The sequence below is a fragment of the Vibrio caribbeanicus ATCC BAA-2122 genome (genome assembly GCF_000165125.1).
GTDB classification, from domain to species: domain Bacteria; phylum Pseudomonadota; class Gammaproteobacteria; order Enterobacterales; family Vibrionaceae; genus Vibrio; species Vibrio caribbeanicus.
This window is the reverse complement of sequence record NZ_AEIU01000096.1, coordinates 162,935-181,665: the sequence shown is the minus strand read 5'-3', so window position 1 is coordinate 181,665 and position 18,731 is coordinate 162,935. Positions and strand designations below refer to the sequence as shown.

The following is an 18,731-nucleotide window of genomic DNA, read 5'->3' as shown; positions in this document are numbered from 1 at the left end:
CCTTTCGTAAAAGATATTGATGTCAAAGGTTGCGCACTTACACTCATTTCTGATGTTTATCCTGTTGTTCACTGTGAAGGCTATCGCTTTGCCTTAATTGGGTTTGCTGATAACTGGCTAAAAAGCTTGACCTCTGGTTGGCAGGAATATTTGGGAGCGCCTCTTTTGATCACGGTGCCACTTGTTGCTGGCTACATCCCTAGCCAAATTGAGCTCGATTCTGAGAATGGAGTATGGCTGAATTTGGGGCAAGATCCTGATAAAGGAAGAGCGGTCCTTTGGTGGGACAAGCCCATCGCCGACATCGTTTATCAAACAAGTCAAGAATGGCAAATTGAAAAGCTTTATCCGCCTTTTGACTTTACAGATCCTGTTCGAATAGTCCAAATTGCCACGATTGAATTGGAACTTAGCGTGTTGTTAAGCCTTGAAGAAGGGCAGCATATCAAAGGTCCTCTGGAATGCGATTCAATAGCGAAATTGATGGAATCAAAGCAATGTATTACGACAGGCAGCTTATACGTGAGCGATGACGGTGTTATATTTTGCCCCACTGATGACTAGGTCACTACCTTTGGAAGTATTATTATTCTAGCTTACAGTACTTCTATGGTTCCCTCTGTAAGCTGTTTTGAAAGACAGTTAATTAACCCAGTTTAATCGATCAGGCTGTCAAGTGGGAGGTAGAAAGCTTGTCATTCATTGCTGTCAGCTGGATCAAAAACAAAGTGTCCCTCCACGCCAAAATGATCAGATAAATGCCACTCTCCCCAAGTTGCGGCAGTTACTCTTTGATTAAGTTTGACTTGGTTGATATTTTGGCGTGCTCTTTTATGTTCTGAACTTACTAAAATGTAATCTAAGTATTCGATAGTGTCTCCTCCAGAGTACTGGGATTGAGCGTAGGGATTAATTCGTGGATCAAATGTGGCGTCTCGATAGCCCGTGTACAGTGGAGGGTCAACTTCAAGAGTTGCCAACATAAGAAGGTACTCTAAGAAGTCGTTGTTTTTGTCGATATTAAAGTCACCGGCAAAGATGACAGCTTCGTCTTGAGGAATTTCTTTGGTTAACATAAAGGTTCGAAGTAAACCTAGTTGTAACCGACGAAGTCTTTTTGCTGCCGGCGTGCTGAATGAGGCGAGATGGGTATTGAATATATGGTAGATCTGGCCAAGCTTATCAATCTTTGTATACACGATACCTTTATCGGCGTAACAATCCGTGCCTGAACAATGCTCAAATACTATTGAGTCAGTTTCCAAAATTGGATAGCGGCTCAAAGTGACAACACCACCATCATAGAGTGCCATGCTATCTCCACCAACGACATCGGTTCGATAAAAATATTCTCCGCTGAGGGCATCGAAAAGAGCATCACGGTCACTGGAAAATGCCTCTTGTAGCGTTAATACATCGTAGCCAGACAAGGTATGGTCAAGTATTGTGGCTCTCTCGCTAATATCTAAAGAGACGGAGGGTATCATCCAGAGGTTGTAGGTGGCGATCCTTAGAGCATGTTCTCGTGCTTCAGTGTCTGCTATCGTATGTTCTGCCAAAACAAATTCTACGTCATCAAAGCCTGAAGTATAGATGGATTTTACGCCGTATTCCTGATGATGCCCCTCTAGACCATATAACTCAATGACATAGGGATTATAATCGGTTTTCAATTCTCTATCTTTGTATCCGTAAGAAAGAGTACTGCCAGCACCGTGTCCGAATAGACGGATTTGAGCAAGAGGAGCATCTTGTTTCGCGAACCAATTACCGTTCTCGTCTAGCTGATATACTAGGAAGTAGTAATCATACATGCCTCCATTTTCAAGCCCATAATAGCGGTTAAAAGTTGCAACTTTTGCCTTTTTAAATGGGGGGATAACAACGGTTCCAAAATCACTTTCGGGGGGGAGATGGTACTGATCGCCTGCGTAAGCTGGTGCGGTCGCGTTAACTATCAATCTTACTCGGATCGGTTGCTCTGTTCGGTTTTCATAAAAAGCCGATGTTGCGTTTACTCGAAAGCTAAATAGCAGAAGTAGTGTGATAAGCATTGATACTCTATTCATCGTTCTTCCTTGTTGTCGATATCAAATAATCCGGTTATGTCAAAGTAACCTCAAAACAACTCGTCCAGTGGCAGCCCGTAACGGGACATGTCTTACCGTCAAATAGATAGGAGAAATCTACCAATCATCGGTGATATTATCTTTGGAGTTGAAATAACCCCTTGAACCTTGAGGTCACTTTTTATATAAACTAGTCTGATTAACTTATTGCTTTCAATGAAGTTATTGATGAAATGTGCTGTGTGATTAAAATGTGATCAAAATGTAAAATATGTTAAATTAAAAATTTTTTTGTGGAAAGCTATTAAGAAAAATAAGTACATTTTTACTGCTTTTTGAGTATATTAAAGTTAGAAATCTCCGCTAAATATATAAAAAAATCAATATTATTAAGATAGCTTGGAAGGAATGTATTTGTTTTTGGCTTTTTATTTCAGGATCTTTATTAAGATCCTTATACCTTTACTCTTTGTTGCAAGGCGTTTGCTTGGAAAAACTAAGTAAACACCTTGCGTTGAGATTAGAAAGTATAGAAGGCGAACAAAACTGAACCACAAAAGATCAACTGATCCTAGTTAGTGGTCACCAAAGTCAAAATTTGTGACAGTTCGGTAGGCACAAGTTGCTCTGCGTTGTTCTGCGGGCACTTTTGTGTCTTTGGCAAAGCATGTGCGATAGTGATCTATATAACCACTGAATGCTTTGATGGCATCGCTCTTTGGTGCTGAAGACAATTGCTCAATAAATTTACGTGACCCGATTTCAAAATGTTGAGTGTCAATTGGGTAGTTCCAATCTCCGCCCCAGATCAAAAAGCCGTAATGAGCAAAAATATCTACAACGTCTTCAGCCATACCTGAACGCTGGATTTCAGAGCGTGCTCTAAAACGACTTCTGTTTACGTACTTGAGAGTGGACTCATTGGGTTTGACCGTGATCTTACCATCATCACCAAATTCTAGAAAAGGGTTTTGTACAGGATTAATGTCAATGGCTACACCATATGCATGCTTAGACCAGTTTGCTCCCCCTGTTATTGGCCTAGCAATGAAGGCGCTACTGTTATTCGCTGCCATGGAAGCATCATCATCACCATTAAAGCGTTCCATTGGTATTGCAGAGTGAAGAGGAAATTTCTTTTGATATAGCTTTGCAAAGATTTGCTCGACTTGGGGCGCAATAATATCGAGTACGATTAAGTCTCCTTTTTTAGTTTCTCCTTTAAAGTTGACAAAGTTAAATGTCACTTTGGAGAGTCTTTCGCAGCTCACCGGTGCATTCTGACTCAAAACTTGATGGCGTTTCATATCAGAGCATTCACTGTCAGAGATATTTTGGACTTGTGCAATACTACTTGCACTCAATATTGAAAAAATAAGGCCGAGTTTCAATCTGTTCATTTGATCAGTTTTATTGAATAAAAAGTAGATCTAATGTACTAAAAATTAGTGAATTTTTTTTGAAATTTGACAAAAAACTACACACTGATACAAATCATTTTCAAACTTTATGTAAAAAGACATTATAGATGTGACCTATGCCCGAACGGCTGTCTCTGGAGCAAGTATTTCGAGTTTGCTTGTTCAGGTGACGCAGATTGATGAGAGGCAATCTCAGGTCATGACCTGATACAAGAGTGTCGCTCAATGGTGCAAGCTAAGACTATCGTAAATGACTGGGGATAGTTATGGCTTTGTTGGACAATCCAATTCAGTTGATAGTGGTGCTTTTTTGTTTATCTTTATTGCCACTTTTTGCAGTAATGGGAACCTCTTTTTTAAAGTTGTCGATCGTGCTTTCTATGCTGCGTAATGCGCTCGGTATACAACAAATTCCGCCTAATATGGCAATTTATGGATTAGCACTGATCCTAACGATGTTTACCATGGCACCTGTGGGGATGGCGATCAGAGACAACTTAGCAGCACATCCAGTAGAATGGGCCTCTCCCGATGTATTTCACCAGATTAGTGAACAAGTTATCGCGCCTTACTATAAATTTCTTAGCCACAATACAAGTGATAAGCAGATTCAATTTTTCTCTCAGATAGGTCATAAAATTTGGCCAGAGCAATATCAACATGAGCTTTCTAAAGAGTCTTTGTTGGTGATGGTTCCTGCCTTTACGATGAGCCAACTGATTGAAGCGTTCAAGATTGGCTTTTTGTTGTATCTTCCTTTCGTCGCTATCGATCTTGTGGTCTCCAATATCTTACTTGCGATGGGAATGATGATGGTATCACCCATGACCATTGCTCTGCCATTTAAGCTGTTAATCTTCATCTTGATGGGTGGCTGGGATAAGTTGATTGGTCAACTAATGGGGTCTTTCTCATGAATGAAGCCGTTATTGTTCACTTTACATCAGAACTACTTTGGTTGGTGTTAATTTTATCCTTGCCAGTGGTCGTGGTCGCTTCAGTTGTTGGTATTATGGTGAGTTTGTTTCAAGCACTCACTCAGATTCAAGACCAATCTTTACAGTTTCTGATAAAGCTTGTGGCTGTGTGCATTACTATCGCAGTGAGCTATCACTGGATGGGAAGCACTCTACTTAATTATGCTGGTCTTGCCTTTGATCAAATTGGTTATATCGGGGGATAAATGGCTGAAATTATCCACTACGTTCCGACACTGGCACTTTGCATGATGCGCCCGTTGGGCATGATGTTAATGTTACCTCTGTTTAAAGGTGGAGCCATGGGTAGTGGTTTAATTCGCAATACGCTAGTACTGATGTTTGCCTTACCAACCATCCCTCTTATGCATACCCAGTCCGCAGATTTTTCTCAGATGCCGATGTCTGGATTGATATTGGTTTATGGTGAAGAAGTTATTATCGGACTTATTGTTGGTTTTTGTGCCGCGATACCATTTTGGGCTATCGATATGGCTGGATTTGTGATCGATACCATGCGCGGAGCATCTATGTCCACTGTACTCAACCCACTAATGGGTCTTCAGTCCTCAGTGTTCGGTATGTTCTTTACGCAAATATTAAGTGTTTTATTCCTTGTCACTGGTGGTTTTAATGCACTCTTAAGTGCCTTGTATCTTTCCTATTCAACAATTCCACCAGACTCAGTCTTGTCATTTAATAATAATTTATTGAGTTTTATTAGTGATCAATGGCAGATGATGTCGGACATGTGTTTAAGTTTTGCTCTTCCCGCGATGGTGGTGATGATAATGGTTGATGCGGCTTTGGGGTTAGTTAACCGCTCAGTAGAGCAACTCAATGTTTTCTTCTTGTCTATGCCAATCAAAAGTGTACTTGTCGTGTTTCTATTGCTGGTTAGTTTAAATTTCGCTCTTTCTCATTACCTCGAACAAATTAACCAATTTGAAAACAATATATCAACCTTATTTCAACTGTTAAAAGGATAAGAAATATGGCTGAGAAAACTGAGAAACCCACACAAAAGCGGATAAAGGATGCGCGTAAAAAAGGCCAAGTTGTAAAAAGTGTGGAGATTGTGACTGGTTTCCAGATGGCCATTATATGTGGATATTTCTTGGTCGAGGGGCAGGGGTTGATGGAAGCGATATGGAAAATGATTGATATTGCTATTCACTCAATAAACTTGCCTTTAAAAGTCGCTGCATCGAGTGTCGTCGGAGCTTTTGTTTATATTATGCTGCGCTTTATTTCTGGGCTCGCGGCTTTGTTGGTTCTCACAGTCGCTTTTAGTTGTCTAGTGCAAACGGGGCCTCTTTTAGCAACAGAAAGCTTAAAGCCTAGCTTTAACAAGATTAATGTTATCAATAATGCGAAAAATATCTTTTCGATGAAAAGCATTTTTGAATTATGTAAAAACATGCTGAAAGTTTTGGTATTGAGTTTGGTTTTTTATTATTTGCTCCACCAGCATGTCAATATGTTCCAGTATTTACCAACGTGTGGCGCTGAATGCGGAGTTGAGGTGATATCAACCTTGCTCAAATGGCTTTGGACCGCATTTTTGATTTGCTATGTAATATTTGCTGCAGCAGATTATGCATTTGTTCATTTTCAGACCATGAAACAACTTAAGATGTCCAAGGAGGACACTAAACAAGAATATAAAGAAACAGAAGGTAACCCTGAGGTCAAACAAAAACGCCGAGAGCTACAAAGAGAGACCGCTAATGGCTCATTGGCTACAAATGTGAAAAAGTCGACAGTAGTTGTGCGTAACCCTACCCATATCGCCGTCTGTCTTTATTACAACCCTGATGAAGCACCAGTTCCTATTGTGTTGGATAAGGCTCAAGAGCACATGGCTTTACACACGGTTGAGTTAGCCGAGAAACATTCAATACCATTGATCGAGAATATTCCGCTTGCGAGAGCTTTATACCACCAAGTTGAGCCTGGCCAATTGATTCCTGAGTCTTTATTTGAGCCCGTCGCAGAGCTTTTAAGAGTTGTGATGGATATCTCTTACGACTAATGAAATATGCAGGGAAAAGTTGATTTTATCAATAAAAACACAAATTGCCTTGATAACTGGTGCCTTGATGATAGATTAAATATCAATACTAACAGTAATATTTATCGGTTGAGATGAATACTTTTCCTGAGTAGCTCTTTGCTCAGGTGTGAGGAATTGATATGACATTTGGTGATTACTTACATGTTAAAATTTTAGTTGTCGATGATCACGATTTGATCTTTGATGGTCTGAAGAATTGCCTCTCACCATATCCTGATCTCGAGCTGGTTGGATTTGTTAATGATGGTCTAGAAGCCTATGAACAGTGTTTAAAGCTCAATCCAGATTTAACATTTATGGATCTGAGTTTACCCGGAATGTCGGGTGTTGAGGCAATACGACAATTACGCAAGCGTTGGCCTGAAATGATGATCATTGTGCTCACTGCGTCAGAAGAAGAGCATAAAGCGAGAGAGGCGTTGGACGCTGGGGCGAATGGTTACGTTTTAAAAAATGGGTCAAAGAGTACCCTGTTAGCGGCTATAAAGAGTGTGACACGAGGAAAACAGTTTCTCGACCCATCCCTTGATGCTAGTCATATTGAAGCACTGGGACAAGTTGCTGAGGGTGATATTCCAGTGCTTACTCCGCGCGAAAAGCAAGTACTCAAGCTGATCTTTGAAGGGAAACGAAATCGAGATATTGCAGAAGCATTGCTTATTGGGCTTAAAACAGTTGAAACCCATCGAATGAATATCATGCGTAAATTAGATGCCCATAATGTTGCAGACCTAATGAAATGGGCTCATCGGATGGGGATAGATTAATGAACTCAGCCACGGAAGGGGGCTTTGCTTAGAGAATGCTCGCTATGTTTGTACGACAAGTTGTTTTTATCGTCTCTTATGTTAATTTTCTAAAGTGTTGAAAAATCTTTTTTCTTACATTCATTTCTGTGTACTTTGCTTTTAGTGCTCTATCTCGTCGCTTTTATCGATAAAAATTTAATCTCCAGTCACAATTTTCCATGACATTTGTTAAAGAGTCGTGTATGAATTATTGTTCAATGAGTCATAAAAATTGATTGTTTCTGGGAAGCGAAGACGAGTCCAAAGGAACTGAGATATAATTTGAAACTGGATTTTAGAGTTATAAAAATGAAAAATGAACAAGTCCCTCAGCAAGGGGGTTTTGGATGTTAGCGAAGCGTATAATCCCATGTCTGGATGTAAGAGAAGGTCAAGTTGTTAAAGGCGTACAATTCCGAAATCATGAAATTATCGGAGATATTGTACCTTTAGCGCAGCGTTACGCGGAAGAGGGCGCTGATGAGCTTGTCTTTTATGATATTACTGCATCCAGTGATGGTCGAGTGGTTGACAAAAGTTGGGTGAGACGTGTTGCAGAAGTGATTGATATTCCATTTTGTGTCGCTGGAGGCATTCGAACCAAAGAAGATGCGGCAAGAATATTAGAGTTTGGAGCGGATAAAGTATCTATAAATTCACCTGCACTGGCGCAGCCGACTTTAATTACGCAACTAGCTGATAAGTTTGGTGTGCAGTGTATTGTGGTGGGCATTGACTCTTACTTCGATAAAGAGACTGGTAAGTATCAGGTTTATCAATTTACTGGAGATGAAAATCGCACTCAGGCGACTAAATGGGAGACCAAAGCTTGGGTTGAAGAGGTTCAAAAGCTCGGTGCAGGAGAGATCGTCCTTAATATGATGAATCAAGACGGTGTTCGAAGTGGTTATGATCTCGAGCAACTTTCTATAGTTCGTGAGGTGTGTCAAGTACCACTGATTGCTTCCGGTGGTGCTGGGGAAATGATACATTTTTCTGATGTTTTTGAAAAAACGAATGTAGATGGTGCGTTAGCGGCTTCCGTGTTTCATAAAAAGATAATTAACATTGGTGAGTTGAAAAAATTCTTAAAAGAGAAAAGTATTGAGGTACGATTATGAGTTTTGCTGGCATTGATATGGAATCACTAACTACCCGTATTGATTGGGAAAAAGTCGGCGGATTGATTCCAGCGATCGTTCAAGATTTCCAGTCCAGTCAGGTTCTTATGATGGGCTACATGAACCAAGACGCCCTTGCAAAGACCATTAGCACTCATAAGGTGACCTTTTTTTCCCGTAAAAAGCAGGGGCTTTGGACCAAAGGAGAAACCTCGGGTAACGTCCTGCAACTGGAAAATATGGCGCTTGATTGCGACAACGATACGCTGTTAGTCAAAGTAAAGCCTGTGGGACCGACTTGCCACAAAGGCACAACAACATGTTGGGATGGGGATGAACAGCAAGAAACTCAAATGGTTTGGCTAAACCAACTTGAAAAGATATTAGCAGCCCGTAAAGACGCTGATCCAGATAGCTCTTACACTGCTAGTCTCTATGCTAGTGGCACTAAAAGAATTGCGCAAAAAGTGGGTGAGGAAGGTGTAGAAGTTGCATTAGCAGCTACTGTCGGAGACAAAGACGAGCTGGTTTGCGAGTCTGCTGATCTTATCTATCACCTCTATGTTCTCCTTCAAGATCAGGGACTGTCATTTGATGACGTCATCAACAAGTTGAAAGAGCGACATAAATAACCGCTTATTTGAGTGCCTGAGTCCTTAGGCACTTTTATCTCATTCCCAGTCTGTACCTGAGTGACTTCAAAATGCAGGAATCAAATCGTTGCTTTGCCTGTTCTTAAGATGAGGCAAGGATCTGAAAATCGGTAAAATTATTTATGCATTAATCAAGACTCTTTTTTCCTAGATAACGTATGAATGCGTTATAAGCAAATAATTCTTCCATGTAGGGAGAAAGCCTTCATTGGTTTAGCAAGGTGTTTCACTTGGTGGTCTGTCTGGGAAAAGCACTACGTTTCTCGATTGCAGTCTGCGCCTAAATTATCGCGACAAACGATGACAAACGAGTTATTTTTGGTAAAATGCCGCCAACGTGAGTAATAAGCCCGTCAATGGGAACAGTTTAGGCAGATAGGAAAAAAGATGATTCTAGTTGTAGGTCACAAAAACCCTGATAGTGATAGCATTTGTAGCGCTCTTGTAGCGACTGAGCTCCTAAGAGCGCGTGGTGAAGAAGCGACGCCGATTCGCCAAGGTGAAATCAATCGCGAAACTCAGCATATATTAGAAGTTGCGGGTGCAGAGCTACCCGAACTTAGAACTTCTGTGGCAGGGGAAAAAATTTGGTTGGTTGACTATTCTGACCTAGCACAAGCTCCAGATGATGTTGCAGAAGCTCAGATTTTAGGTATCGTCGATCATCACCGTCTTGGTGACGTGATGACTGTCAACCCGATGGAAGCTTGGATTTGGCCTGTCGGTTGTACCAACACAGTACTATTCAATATGTTCAAAATTGAAGGGCACGCTATTTCTCCGACTATCGCTAAACTCATGATGTCAGCTATTTTATCTGACACAGTCGGTTTTGCTTCACCAACTTGTACTCAAAAAGACAAAGACGCAGTTGAAGAGCTGGCAACGATTGCTGGTGTTAACGATGTCGATGCCTTCATTAAAGATTTGCTTATTGCAAAGACCAATATTGAAGGCCTGTCTGCTGCAGAGCTAGTAGAGAAGGACCTCAAAGGTTATCCTTTTAACGGCAGAGATGTGGTCGTTGGTCAAGTTGAATTAGCTACCTTGGAGCAAGTCGACGGTATGATCGATGCACTTGAAGCAGATTTGACTTCACGTTGTGAAGAGCAAAACCTAGCATTCGCAGCAGTTATGCTAACGGATATTACCACTGCACAAACTCGTCTACTATACAAAGGTGAGTGGGCAGAAAAGCTGACCAAACATGAAAAAGACGGTATGCTAATGATGGAAAACACCTTGAGCCGTAAAAAGCAAGGGTGGCCTTGGTTACAAGCTGAACTCGTTTAGAGCGTCACGGTTTAATTGTTCACGCCCATGGGTTTACCCGTGGGCTTTTTATTTTGGAGGATTGACGAATGTCGTTAACCAAAGAACAGCGAGACAATATTAATAATCTCAGTTCTGAAGAGCGTTTTAAATATTGCATAAAAGAGATTGCCCAGCACAAAAAAGTTTGGATTCTGACCGATGAGCATGGTTGTGTGATGTTAAATACGGAAGAGGAAGAAGGTGTTCCTGTTTGGCCTCATGAAGAGTTCGCACAAGAATGGGCTACGGGTGAATGGTCCCATTGTAAAGCTGAGAGTATTTCGACCAATAAATGGTTTAGTCGCTGGACCATAGGTTTAGAGCAAGATGAGCTTTCTGTAGTGGTTTTTCCGGACGCTCGCGAAGAGGGTGTATTGCTATTTCCCGAAGAATTTGAATATGAGCTAAAAAAGCGGTAATCACTTCCAAATAAAGACGTTGTTCTTTTACACAGCGTCTATTTTAGTCTTCGGATCGTATGCTGTGTTTCTTGCTTTCAAGCTAACTTGGCTTTATTCTCTTTGGAAGCATAGTGAATACATATACTTTTTCGTCATTAACTAATCTCGTTTTTCATGAAATAAATGGAAAATAACGGCTTTACCGCAATGCCCTAGAGGTTTTAATTTTTTTGTTACAACGAGTCGGTTTAGCAGATCGATATCTTCACCCCCATAAGTGATATAGTTTTCATTAAATCCACCAATGTCTACGAAGTGATGTTTAGCCATGGCCATATTCGCACCATATGGACCAGAGAAGTTTTTCAATTTTTCAAAAGTTTGTGCGAGAAAGGGAACGGTTATCATTTGCTCTGCTTTTCTACATAATTTAAAAATTGATAAGGCAAGCATCAATGAGGCGCTTTGGTAGGTGTGTCTTACGTTTCCAAAGTCGTTCATATCTATCTTATTCGTATTAATAGAAGATCGTTTGTGTATCGTGCCTGTGAACCTATCTGTCAACTTTAAACTCAGATCAACCCTTGGCCCTGTGATTATCTTTGTATCGGATGCCAAGGCTCTATGGTCCCGTACAAAGTTTTCATGGGGGATACAATCTCCATCGGTAAATATAAGCCAATCTGCGACGCTAGATTTAACGGCCTTGTTTAATATTTCCGAGCGTCGGAAGCCTTTGTCTTCGTGCCAAACATAATTGATATCTAGTATTTTTGAGTATTTTGAAATTACTGATAGGTTGGCAAGACACCCGTAGAACTCTTTCGTGCCCTTGTTGCACTGGAGTTTAATGGAATTAATTCCAGCGCTACAGCATGAGCCATCATCAGCGATGCAAATAGAGAAATCTTTATCGCTTTGGTGTGCATAGCCAGCAAGAACGAGGTTTAAGTAATCAGGATCGTTATAGGTGGTTATAAATACTTCGGTTTTATTCATCGCTTTGTACTCCCTGAAATTTTATCCTAAACCTGAGTTCTGTTGCTTCTGAAATCTACTTGTAGGGGCATATAAATACTAAGCTCTCCGGAAGAACTAAACCCATACAGCTTTATGGCGTTACCTTGATGTAAGTAGTGCTTCACTGCTTTTCTATTCCTACATAGCCATTGTCGCAAATATAAGATAAGGATTTATTTAGATTTGTAACGAAATTGGTTGCGTTTGATATCGCTTCTATCAAAAATTCGCTACTTTCTATCTAATGAAGCCCGTTCTTTGATCTGTAACGCTAGAGGCTTTTACTTTCATCTTAATGAATAACATAGGACAAATTCTGGCTAAATGTTAAAGGGGTACACTAAATTATGGGACATAAAGAATATGGCTTATGCCCAAGTAACCTCAAGATGCTAGGTTCAGCGAGAATAGCTTGCTTGACAGGCAAGGTAACGATTTGAAAATCTAGTCATCTAAATTGAAAATCGGTAACGACGCATGTAAAGCAAGACAACTCGCCCTCTGGGAGCGTGCGTTTTGAGGTTACTTGGGTATATTGGCATCTCTAAGGATACTTAATCCGCTTTATGCTCTTAAATTCTGATAAATCGCGATTAAAAGACAGATGCTTTCAAACAGTATATGGTCGCCATTTAATTAAATGGGAAGTTATCATGTGCTCATGTAACTAAAAGAGCGGTAATGAAGAGAAAGTTCTTTAACGACATTTCAACGACAAGACACTGGTTAACCTACTCGTTAGCGGTAAATTTGGTGGTATCTCATCAAATGCTGCAAACAGAAATATGAGCCATTAATATATCAGATATTTTATCGGGTGTAATAATAAAGCAGATAATAAAAATCTATATTACAAAGGCTTAAGTTAATACTAGATTAAAATAGGAAGCTATGATGTTTAACAGCTTGTTATATATTTTTAGCAATAGTCGTGTAATAAAGAAAAAATTATCTTCTTTATTTGTTTTGGCTTCTTGCTTACTTTTGACCTCTTGTGCAGACATTAACGGTGCCGCTGAGATGGTAAGTTTTACTGTTATCGCTGTGATTATGCTGCCCTTTACTATTATCTTGGCTCCAGTTTTTTTTATTGAAAATCTATTTCATACGGGCTCCAAGATTACCAAATCAGCCGATGAGGATTATATTCAAATCTCAGCAGGTGCTAATCAAGAGCATATCAAAAGTTTAATGGGTGAACCTCTGTACCTGTATGAATGCCCTGAGTCAGAATATCAGGTTTACGAATATAGCCTGAATGATTTAGATAACAATATATTAATGTTTTTCGATCAAAACGGTGAAGCTGCTTTCTTTAGTAAGGTTCAAAGTGGCCGTTTCTCATGTGCAGCCAAAATCGTTAGCTAGATTATGTGATTTGGATGTCTAACATTGTCCAAGTCGTATAATAATTTGAATATAATTTAAGACTCACTGGGTGCGCGCCATAGCGGCTATTTCATCGTCAAACAATGTGGAAAGCGATGCTTATCTAGCTGTGTTATTTGCCTTGAACTCAACGCGGTGGCAACATTCTGAAGTCTGCACCTATAAATACCAATATTAAGTTGTTACCTGAAACAAGTAGCTTTATTAAAATGACTTTCCACCAGCTTTTGTGTGATAGGGTGAGCAGGGCAGGTTAAGATATCGCCTGTTTTACCTTCTTCGACGACACAGCCTTCATGCATTACCATAACTGTATCGGTGATGTGTTTTACCACCCCCAAGTGTTGAGAGACGTAAACAAACGACACGCCCATTTCTTGTTGTAGTTCTAAAAATAAATTGATGATCTGCGAGCGCATCGCCATATCAAGGCCATTTAAAGCCTCGTCTGCCACAATGATAGAGGGCTGTAAGATAAGTGCCCTTGCTAGACAAACCCTTTGCTTTTGGCCTGTTGCTAACATCTGCGGGTAAAAGTACGCGTGCTCTGGCAGCAAGCCGACTCTGACTAGGGTCTCCTTTACTCTTTTTATGCGCGCTTCAGCAGGCATACTAGTGTTCCGTTTCAGAGGTCCTTCAAGAATACGTCCTATTTGAATCCTTGGATTGAGGGACGTGTTTGGATCCTGAAATATCATTCTTATTAGCTTACAACGGGTGCTGTAGTCTTCATGGTGCAAACTTTCACCATTGACTCTAATATCGCCTGAGCTGGGCTCAACAACTCCTGCAAGCATTCTTGCAAGTGTGGACTTGCCAGAGCCATTTTGCCCTATAAAACCAATAGTCTGGCCAGCTTCAAGACTAAAGCTCACAGGCTTAACGGCCTCAGTAACTTTCTTTTTAAATAAGCCTGAACGCGTGACAAAAACTTTGGATAAATCTTCAACTTCTAATAAAGCCGTCATGCGTCTTTCTTCTCCATATTGAGTGGAAAGTGGCAAGCAAATTTGTGATGCTTAACTCTTCGGGTTGATGGCATCTCAACACATTGTCTCTGGGCTTGCGGACAGCGTGGACCCAAACGACAACCTATGGGAAGATGTTGAAGCGGGGGAATGCTGCCTGACAGTGACTGCAACTTTTCTTTATGAGGTATCCAATGACTAAAGTCTGGCATTGCTTTGAGCAAAGCTGCGGTGTAAGGATGTTTGGGGTTATTTAAAATCTTTTGTGTGTCAGCCGACTCGACTGACTGACCGCAGTACATAACGGTTATCCGAGTTGCCCACTGAGTGATGGTGGTTAAGTCATGGCCTATGAGCAAGATTGATGTATTATTAATTTGATTCATTCTACTCAACAAGCGCAGAATTTGAGATTGAGTGATGGGGTCAAGGTCATTGGTTGGTTCATCAGCGATCAATAGCTTTGGCTTTGCTGCAATTGCCATCGCAATCATAATTTTTTGACATTCGCCATCGGTTAGCTCGTAGGGGTATCGACCCATAATATCTTGATGGTTTTTGATTCCTACTTTGTGAAGCAGAACGATAGCTTGTTTTTTTCTCCAATGAAATCTTTTCCACCATTTCCCGTCATAGGCTTCATTGGGAATGGCTTCTATGAGTTGACGTCCAACTTGTTCCGACGGGTCAAGGCAGGTCGACGGCTCCTGAAAAATCATTGCAATATCTCTTGCTATAACACGCCGTCTTTCCTTACGTGTCAATTGCAAAAGGTCGATATTGCCAAGTCGCATTCTATCTGCGGTGACATTCCAGTTCTCTTTGCAAACGCCGACAATGGCTTTAGCAATTAAGCTTTTTCCTGATCCAGATTCACCCACCAGGCCACGAATTTCGCCTTCTCCCATTGTCAGGCTTACTCGATCGACTGCTTTCATCATCCCTTGTGGCGTTTCAATCTCAATCGTCAGGTTTCGAATATCTAGCAGTGGCATTACTCTATCCCCGCGTTTAGTGCTTGACGAACACCTTCGCCAACAAGGTTTATAATAATCACACTAAACATAATCATCAACCCGGGTAAGGTTACTGTCCATGGAGCAAGGTAGATAAGTTCGACAGAGTCACCGATTACGGCTCCCCATTCTGTGCTAGGGGCTTGTTCACCCAAACCAAGGAAGCCAAGAGCAGCGATATCCAGAATAGCGATAGACAACGCGGCTGTGACTTCGATGGCAATAACCACTAAAATATTTGGCAGTATTGAATTCCAAAGCAGGTAAAAGTCATTTGCGCCATCTAAACGAGCGGCCATGATGTAATCTTTTTCAACTTCGTTGTGAACAGCGATGTACACTGAGCGTACAAACCTCGGGATCAAGGCGAGGCCAATAGCAAGAAGAATATTAAACTCACCAAAGCCTAAGAATGAAACGAAAATGATTGCCAAAAGCATCGATGGGATCGACATAACGGTGTCCAGCAAATGATTCAATGTACTTGAAATCATGCCTTTAGTCATACCCGCTAATACGCCAATACTACACCCTAAGAGTGTTGAGATTAATGTGATAAGGATTGCGGCTCCGAACGTCGAGCGAGTGCCATCGATGAGTCTAGATAAGATATCTCTCCCCAAGTCATCAGTGCCCAGAAAATAGTCGATAGTTCCTGCTTGATCCCAAGAAGGAGGAATCAAAAGTTCGCTGCTTTGAGCCAAAGGATCGTGAGGGACAATGAAGGGCGACAGTAGTGTGATTATAAAAAGAAGAATAAAGCACCACATTCCGAACATCGCCAGATTGTTTGAACGAAAGCTACGCCAAAATCGCTCGAATTGGGTTGGTATCCGTTCTTTTTGATAAACATTATCGGTCAGCATGATACCACTCTTTTCTTACTAGAGGATTAACCATAGCACCTATTAAATCTGAGAGAATATTGGCGGTGAGGACAAAAGATGCGACTACGATGACACCTGCTTGAATAGAAACATAATCTCTATTGGACAATGCATCAAGAAGCCATCGCCCGATGCCAGGCCAGTTGAAAATAGACTCAGTTACAATGGCAAGAGTTAGAACGCTTGAGAGCTGAACGCCTATCTTAGGAATGATAGGTGGGATCGCATTCATCATTACATGTTGTGTGACAATCTCATAAGTTGATAAGCCTTTAATTCGCGCCGCCCTAATGTAATTTTGCCCCATGACTTCTGCGACCGAGGTTCGCATAAGCCCGATCACTTGAGTGGTCGGAGCAAGTGCAAGCACAAGACACGGCAGAACAAGGTGTTCAAGGACACTCTGCAATGCGTGGGAACGGTAGGCGCCTTTTTCGAAGAAAGCATCAATAACAGCGAACCCTGTGACATGGTCAATGTGGTAAAGTAGGTCGTAACGCCCAGCCACCGGGAACATTTCGAAATAAAGTGAAAAAACCATGATCATTAGCAGTGCGACCCAAAAGAGTGGGGCAGAGTAACCAGACATTGAGGTGAACGAGATAGCGGTATCAATCCATCGCCCTTGTTTCATACCCGCAATAGTTCCAAGCGGGATACCAATCAGCAAGGATATAATGAATGAGATGAAGCACAGCTCCAATGTCGCAGGAAAGACTATAGCAAGCTCATTGGCAATCGGGTTCCCTGTTTTGCTGATACCAAAATTAAATTGCAGCAACTCTTGAAGGTAGGAGGGCCACCCCGCCCAAAAACTCTCCAACGCCCAGTGTGATTCAGGGTCTAATCTTACTAAACCAAATCCTATCATCGTCAGAAAGAGCAGCGTAATGATAAATAAATTCAGTCGACGAAACGCGTACAGTAACATTACCTCTCCCTCTCCACTGTATCAAAAGGCTGAGCATTAAATGGACTTACTTTAAAGCCTTTGAGTGAGTTTCTCTGTGCTTGTGTTTGCATTCCGTGATTAAGTGGGATCACTGGAAACTCTTCGTTTAGAATATTTTGTGCCTGTTTATACAAATTTTTACGGTAGCGGGTTTTATCAACCTCTAGGGCTAAATCAAGCAGAAAGTCGAAGTCCTGATTACACCAGCTTGAGACGTTCAGACCGGCTCTTTCTGAATCACATGAGAGTAATGGCCTTAAGAAATTATCTGGGTCACCAGTGCTTGCAATCCATCCGGTTAAATATAGATCAGCGCCGCTTTCTCCATCCTGATCGCCTCGTAAAAATCTATCTTCATTGATCAGATTTAACTTAATACCGATGTCGGCAAAGTTAGATTGTATCAGCTCAGCGGTTTTTCTTGGACTGGGATTATATGCCCTTGGTTGTGAGGGCACAGCCATAGTAAGCTCCAGCCCTTGGCTGTAGCCAGCTTCTCTGAGTAATGCACTAGCGTATTTTCGATCGTAACGTATCTGAACCGTGTCCTTTTGATAGGCCCATGAAGAAGGAGGTAGAACAGAGTATGCCTGACTGCCTGTACCGTAATACACGGAATCTAAGATATTTTGTCGATTAATGGCGTAGTTTAATGCTTTCCTGACATCAGGTAGGTTTAAAGCTGGGTGTGCTGTGTTGACTGCAACAAAAGATATATTCATTGCTGGTTTTGGCATCAGCGTGATGTCCGGATTATTGCGAAGCACCGCCAATTGACTAGAAAGTGGAAGGTTTAACACATCACATTGTTTACGTAGCAACTTTGCAAGCGTGCCTGTACCGCGTTGCGATACATCAAAAACGACTTGCTCCATCTTTGGCAGCTTTTTCCAGTATTGGTTGTTTCGCTTGAGTCTAATAAAATCATTGGGATTATATTCGGCCAGATAAAATGGCCCCGTACCAACAGGGTGGCTATCAATCAAATGTTTTTCATCTTCTAACTGCAACTGGTCTGCGTATTCTTTCGATAATATGACCGCGTGGCTAGTCGCGATATTGGATAAAAAACTGTTATCGGGACGACTGAGAAAAAACTTTACTTTATCCGGTCCAGCAGCTTTTACGTCAAAAACCAGACTTTCAATATCAATGCCACTGAACCATGGATATAAACCACCACCCACAAAGTGGTAAGGGTGGGAGATGTCAATTGCACGGAGAAAGCTGAACACCACATCGTCAGCATTCATCGTCCTTGTAGGTGTGAACCATGGTGTTGTTTGAAAGTGCACATTTCTCTTCAGAGTAAATGTATATTCCGTCCCTGCCTTGTTGACACTCCAATCTGTGGCTAGACTTGGCTCTGGTTCATAGCTGTCGTTATTTAATGTAAGCAGCGTGTTGTATATCTGAGGGCTCAGTGCTTCTGATGTTATGCCGCTATCAACGAGTTGGGGATTAAATGTCGTTGGTGCATTCTGACCGCAGTATACAAATCCTTTCTGCCGGACGCTATCGTGGTCAATTTCTTGTCCACAGCCAGATAGTAGGCCAATACCGATGGAACTCACTACAAATTGAATAAATGCCTTCATAATACGAAAAACTCGTTGGGCCAAAGCACGAAGTAACTCACTATTATGCCTCATTTTATTATTTATGTGCTAGTAAATAA

General features: G+C 41.3%; 19 protein-coding genes. 11 read left to right on the top strand and 8 right to left on the bottom strand.

The annotated features are described in order from the left end of the window. Positions 1–564 (top strand): hypothetical protein (locus RH40_RS20850; protein ID WP_009602821.1); only part of this gene is annotated, 564 nt, incomplete at its 5' end. 131 nt (positions 565–695) lie between these two features. Here the strand turns inward: RH40_RS20850 and RH40_RS16590 are convergent. Both RH40_RS16590 and RH40_RS16585 read right to left on the bottom strand, forming a co-directional pair. Next, entirely contained in the window at positions 696–2,069 is a 1,374-nt protein-coding gene (locus tag RH40_RS16590; RefSeq protein ID WP_009602820.1) for a sphingomyelin phosphodiesterase, read from the bottom strand. A gap of 575 nt (positions 2,070–2,644) precedes the next feature. Continuing rightward, complete coding sequence (locus RH40_RS16585) at positions 2,645–3,469, bottom strand: M15 family metallopeptidase (protein WP_009602819.1); 825 nt, start codon at positions 3,467–3,469, stop codon at positions 2,645–2,647. Between the two features lie 287 nt (positions 3,470–3,756). Between RH40_RS16585 and sctR the strand changes: the two genes are divergently transcribed. The 9 genes from sctR to RH40_RS16540 all read left to right on the top strand — a co-directional run bounded on the left by sctR (position 3,757) and on the right by RH40_RS16540 (position 10,839). Continuing rightward, complete coding sequence (sctR, locus tag RH40_RS16580) at positions 3,757–4,407, top strand: type III secretion system export apparatus subunit SctR (RefSeq protein ID WP_009602818.1); 651 nt, start codon at positions 3,757–3,759, stop codon at positions 4,405–4,407. After that, a complete protein-coding gene (sctS, locus tag RH40_RS16575; RefSeq protein WP_009602817.1) occupies positions 4,404–4,673 on the top strand; it encodes a type III secretion system export apparatus subunit SctS in 270 nt (89 codons plus the stop codon). Before sctR ends, sctS begins: the two co-directional genes overlap by 4 nt. Continuing rightward, complete coding sequence (gene sctT, locus RH40_RS16570) at positions 4,674–5,456, top strand: type III secretion system export apparatus subunit SctT (protein ID WP_009602816.1); 783 nt, start codon at positions 4,674–4,676, stop codon at positions 5,454–5,456. A gap of 5 nt (positions 5,457–5,461) precedes the next feature. After that, positions 5,462–6,502 carry an EscU/YscU/HrcU family type III secretion system export apparatus switch protein gene (locus RH40_RS16565; RefSeq protein WP_009602815.1) on the top strand — a complete coding sequence of 347 codons (1,041 nt, stop codon included), beginning with the start codon at positions 5,462–5,464 and terminating at the stop codon, positions 6,500–6,502. Between the two features lie 161 nt (positions 6,503–6,663). After that, positions 6,664–7,311: a two component system response regulator gene (locus RH40_RS16560; RefSeq protein WP_009602814.1), complete on the top strand. Its 648-nt coding sequence runs from the start codon at positions 6,664–6,666 to the stop codon at positions 7,309–7,311. A gap of 368 nt (positions 7,312–7,679) precedes the next feature. Further along, positions 7,680–8,453 carry an imidazole glycerol phosphate synthase subunit HisF gene (gene hisF / locus RH40_RS16555; RefSeq protein WP_009602813.1) on the top strand — a complete coding sequence of 258 codons (774 nt, stop codon included), beginning with the start codon at positions 7,680–7,682 and terminating at the stop codon, positions 8,451–8,453. Beyond that, a complete protein-coding gene (gene hisIE, locus RH40_RS16550; protein WP_009602812.1) occupies positions 8,450–9,085 on the top strand; it encodes a bifunctional phosphoribosyl-AMP cyclohydrolase/phosphoribosyl-ATP diphosphatase HisIE in 636 nt (211 codons plus the stop codon). Before hisF ends, hisIE begins: the two co-directional genes overlap by 4 nt. A gap of 408 nt (positions 9,086–9,493) precedes the next feature. Beyond that, a complete protein-coding gene (locus RH40_RS16545) occupies positions 9,494–10,399 on the top strand; it encodes a manganese-dependent inorganic pyrophosphatase (protein ID WP_009602811.1) in 906 nt (301 codons plus the stop codon). A 68-nt stretch (positions 10,400–10,467) separates the two neighbouring features. Further along, positions 10,468–10,839 (top strand): DUF2750 domain-containing protein, encoded by a 372-nt coding sequence (locus RH40_RS16540; RefSeq protein WP_009602810.1) that lies wholly within the window; start codon positions 10,468–10,470, stop codon positions 10,837–10,839. Between the two features lie 141 nt (positions 10,840–10,980). On the opposite strand, the gene RH40_RS20120 is transcribed toward RH40_RS16540, so the two are convergent. Then, the gene (locus tag RH40_RS20120; RefSeq protein ID WP_009602809.1) at positions 10,981–11,820 is read right to left on the bottom strand and encodes a galactosyltransferase-related protein; all 840 of its coding nucleotides are present in this window, start codon (positions 11,818–11,820) and stop codon (positions 10,981–10,983) included. 912 nt (positions 11,821–12,732) lie between these two features. Here RH40_RS20120 and RH40_RS16530 point away from each other — a divergent pair. Further along, a complete protein-coding gene (locus RH40_RS16530) occupies positions 12,733–13,209 on the top strand; it encodes a hypothetical protein (protein ID WP_139056900.1) in 477 nt (158 codons plus the stop codon). A 203-nt stretch (positions 13,210–13,412) separates the two neighbouring features. Here RH40_RS16530 and RH40_RS16525 read toward each other — a convergent pair whose 3' ends face one another. The 5 genes from RH40_RS16525 to RH40_RS16505 are packed head-to-tail and all read right to left on the bottom strand — an operon-like array spanning position 13,413 to position 18,651. Further along, positions 13,413–14,198 (bottom strand): peptide ABC transporter ATP-binding protein, encoded by a 786-nt coding sequence (locus RH40_RS16525; protein WP_009602807.1) that lies wholly within the window; start codon positions 14,196–14,198, stop codon positions 13,413–13,415. Further along, entirely contained in the window at positions 14,195–15,193 is a 999-nt protein-coding gene (locus RH40_RS16520; protein ID WP_009602806.1) for a peptide ABC transporter ATP-binding protein, read from the bottom strand. Before RH40_RS16520 ends, RH40_RS16525 begins: the two co-directional genes overlap by 4 nt. Beyond that, a complete protein-coding gene (locus RH40_RS16515; RefSeq protein ID WP_009602805.1) occupies positions 15,193–16,080 on the bottom strand; it encodes an ABC transporter permease subunit in 888 nt (295 codons plus the stop codon). The genes RH40_RS16520 and RH40_RS16515 overlap by 1 nt, the downstream gene beginning before the upstream one ends. Then, positions 16,067–17,032, bottom strand: coding sequence for an ABC transporter permease (locus tag RH40_RS16510; RefSeq protein ID WP_009602804.1), 966 nt, complete (start codon positions 17,030–17,032; stop codon positions 16,067–16,069). Before RH40_RS16510 ends, RH40_RS16515 begins: the two co-directional genes overlap by 14 nt. Beyond that, positions 17,032–18,651 (bottom strand): ABC transporter substrate-binding protein, encoded by a 1,620-nt coding sequence (locus RH40_RS16505; RefSeq protein WP_009602803.1) that lies wholly within the window; start codon positions 18,649–18,651, stop codon positions 17,032–17,034. Before RH40_RS16505 ends, RH40_RS16510 begins: the two co-directional genes overlap by 1 nt. Between the last annotated feature and the right edge of the window lie 80 nt (positions 18,652–18,731).

Coding starts and splice junctions, on each gene's coding strand:
- hisF (WP_009602813.1), top strand. CDS start 7,680: ATGTTAGCGAAGCGTATAATCCCATGTCTGGATGTAAGAGAAGGTCAA.
- sctS (WP_009602817.1), top strand. CDS start 4,404: ATGAATGAAGCCGTTATTGTTCACTTTACATCAGAACTACTTTGGTTG.
- hisIE (WP_009602812.1), top strand. CDS start 8,450: ATGAGTTTTGCTGGCATTGATATGGAATCACTAACTACCCGTATTGAT.
- RH40_RS16560 (WP_009602814.1), top strand. CDS start 6,664: ATGACATTTGGTGATTACTTACATGTTAAAATTTTAGTTGTCGATGAT.
- RH40_RS16590 (WP_009602820.1), bottom strand. CDS start 2,069: ATGAATAGAGTATCAATGCTTATCACACTACTTCTGCTATTTAGCTTT.
- RH40_RS16585 (WP_009602819.1), bottom strand. CDS start 3,469: ATGAACAGATTGAAACTCGGCCTTATTTTTTCAATATTGAGTGCAAGT.
- RH40_RS16565 (WP_009602815.1), top strand. CDS start 5,462: ATGGCTGAGAAAACTGAGAAACCCACACAAAAGCGGATAAAGGATGCG.
- sctR (WP_009602818.1), top strand. CDS start 3,757: ATGGCTTTGTTGGACAATCCAATTCAGTTGATAGTGGTGCTTTTTTGT.
- RH40_RS16520 (WP_009602806.1), bottom strand. CDS start 15,193: ATGCCACTGCTAGATATTCGAAACCTGACGATTGAGATTGAAACGCCA.
- sctT (WP_009602816.1), top strand. CDS start 4,674: ATGGCTGAAATTATCCACTACGTTCCGACACTGGCACTTTGCATGATG.
- RH40_RS16515 (WP_009602805.1), bottom strand. CDS start 16,080: ATGCTGACCGATAATGTTTATCAAAAAGAACGGATACCAACCCAATTC.
- RH40_RS16540 (WP_009602810.1), top strand. CDS start 10,468: ATGTCGTTAACCAAAGAACAGCGAGACAATATTAATAATCTCAGTTCT.
- RH40_RS16525 (WP_009602807.1), bottom strand. CDS start 14,198: ATGACGGCTTTATTAGAAGTTGAAGATTTATCCAAAGTTTTTGTCACG.
- RH40_RS16545 (WP_009602811.1), top strand. CDS start 9,494: ATGATTCTAGTTGTAGGTCACAAAAACCCTGATAGTGATAGCATTTGT.
- RH40_RS16505 (WP_009602803.1), bottom strand. CDS start 18,651: ATGAAGGCATTTATTCAATTTGTAGTGAGTTCCATCGGTATTGGCCTA.
- RH40_RS16530 (WP_139056900.1), top strand. CDS start 12,733: ATGATGTTTAACAGCTTGTTATATATTTTTAGCAATAGTCGTGTAATA.
- RH40_RS16510 (WP_009602804.1), bottom strand. CDS start 17,032: ATGTTACTGTACGCGTTTCGTCGACTGAATTTATTTATCATTACGCTG.
- RH40_RS20120 (WP_009602809.1), bottom strand. CDS start 11,820: ATGAATAAAACCGAAGTATTTATAACCACCTATAACGATCCTGATTAC.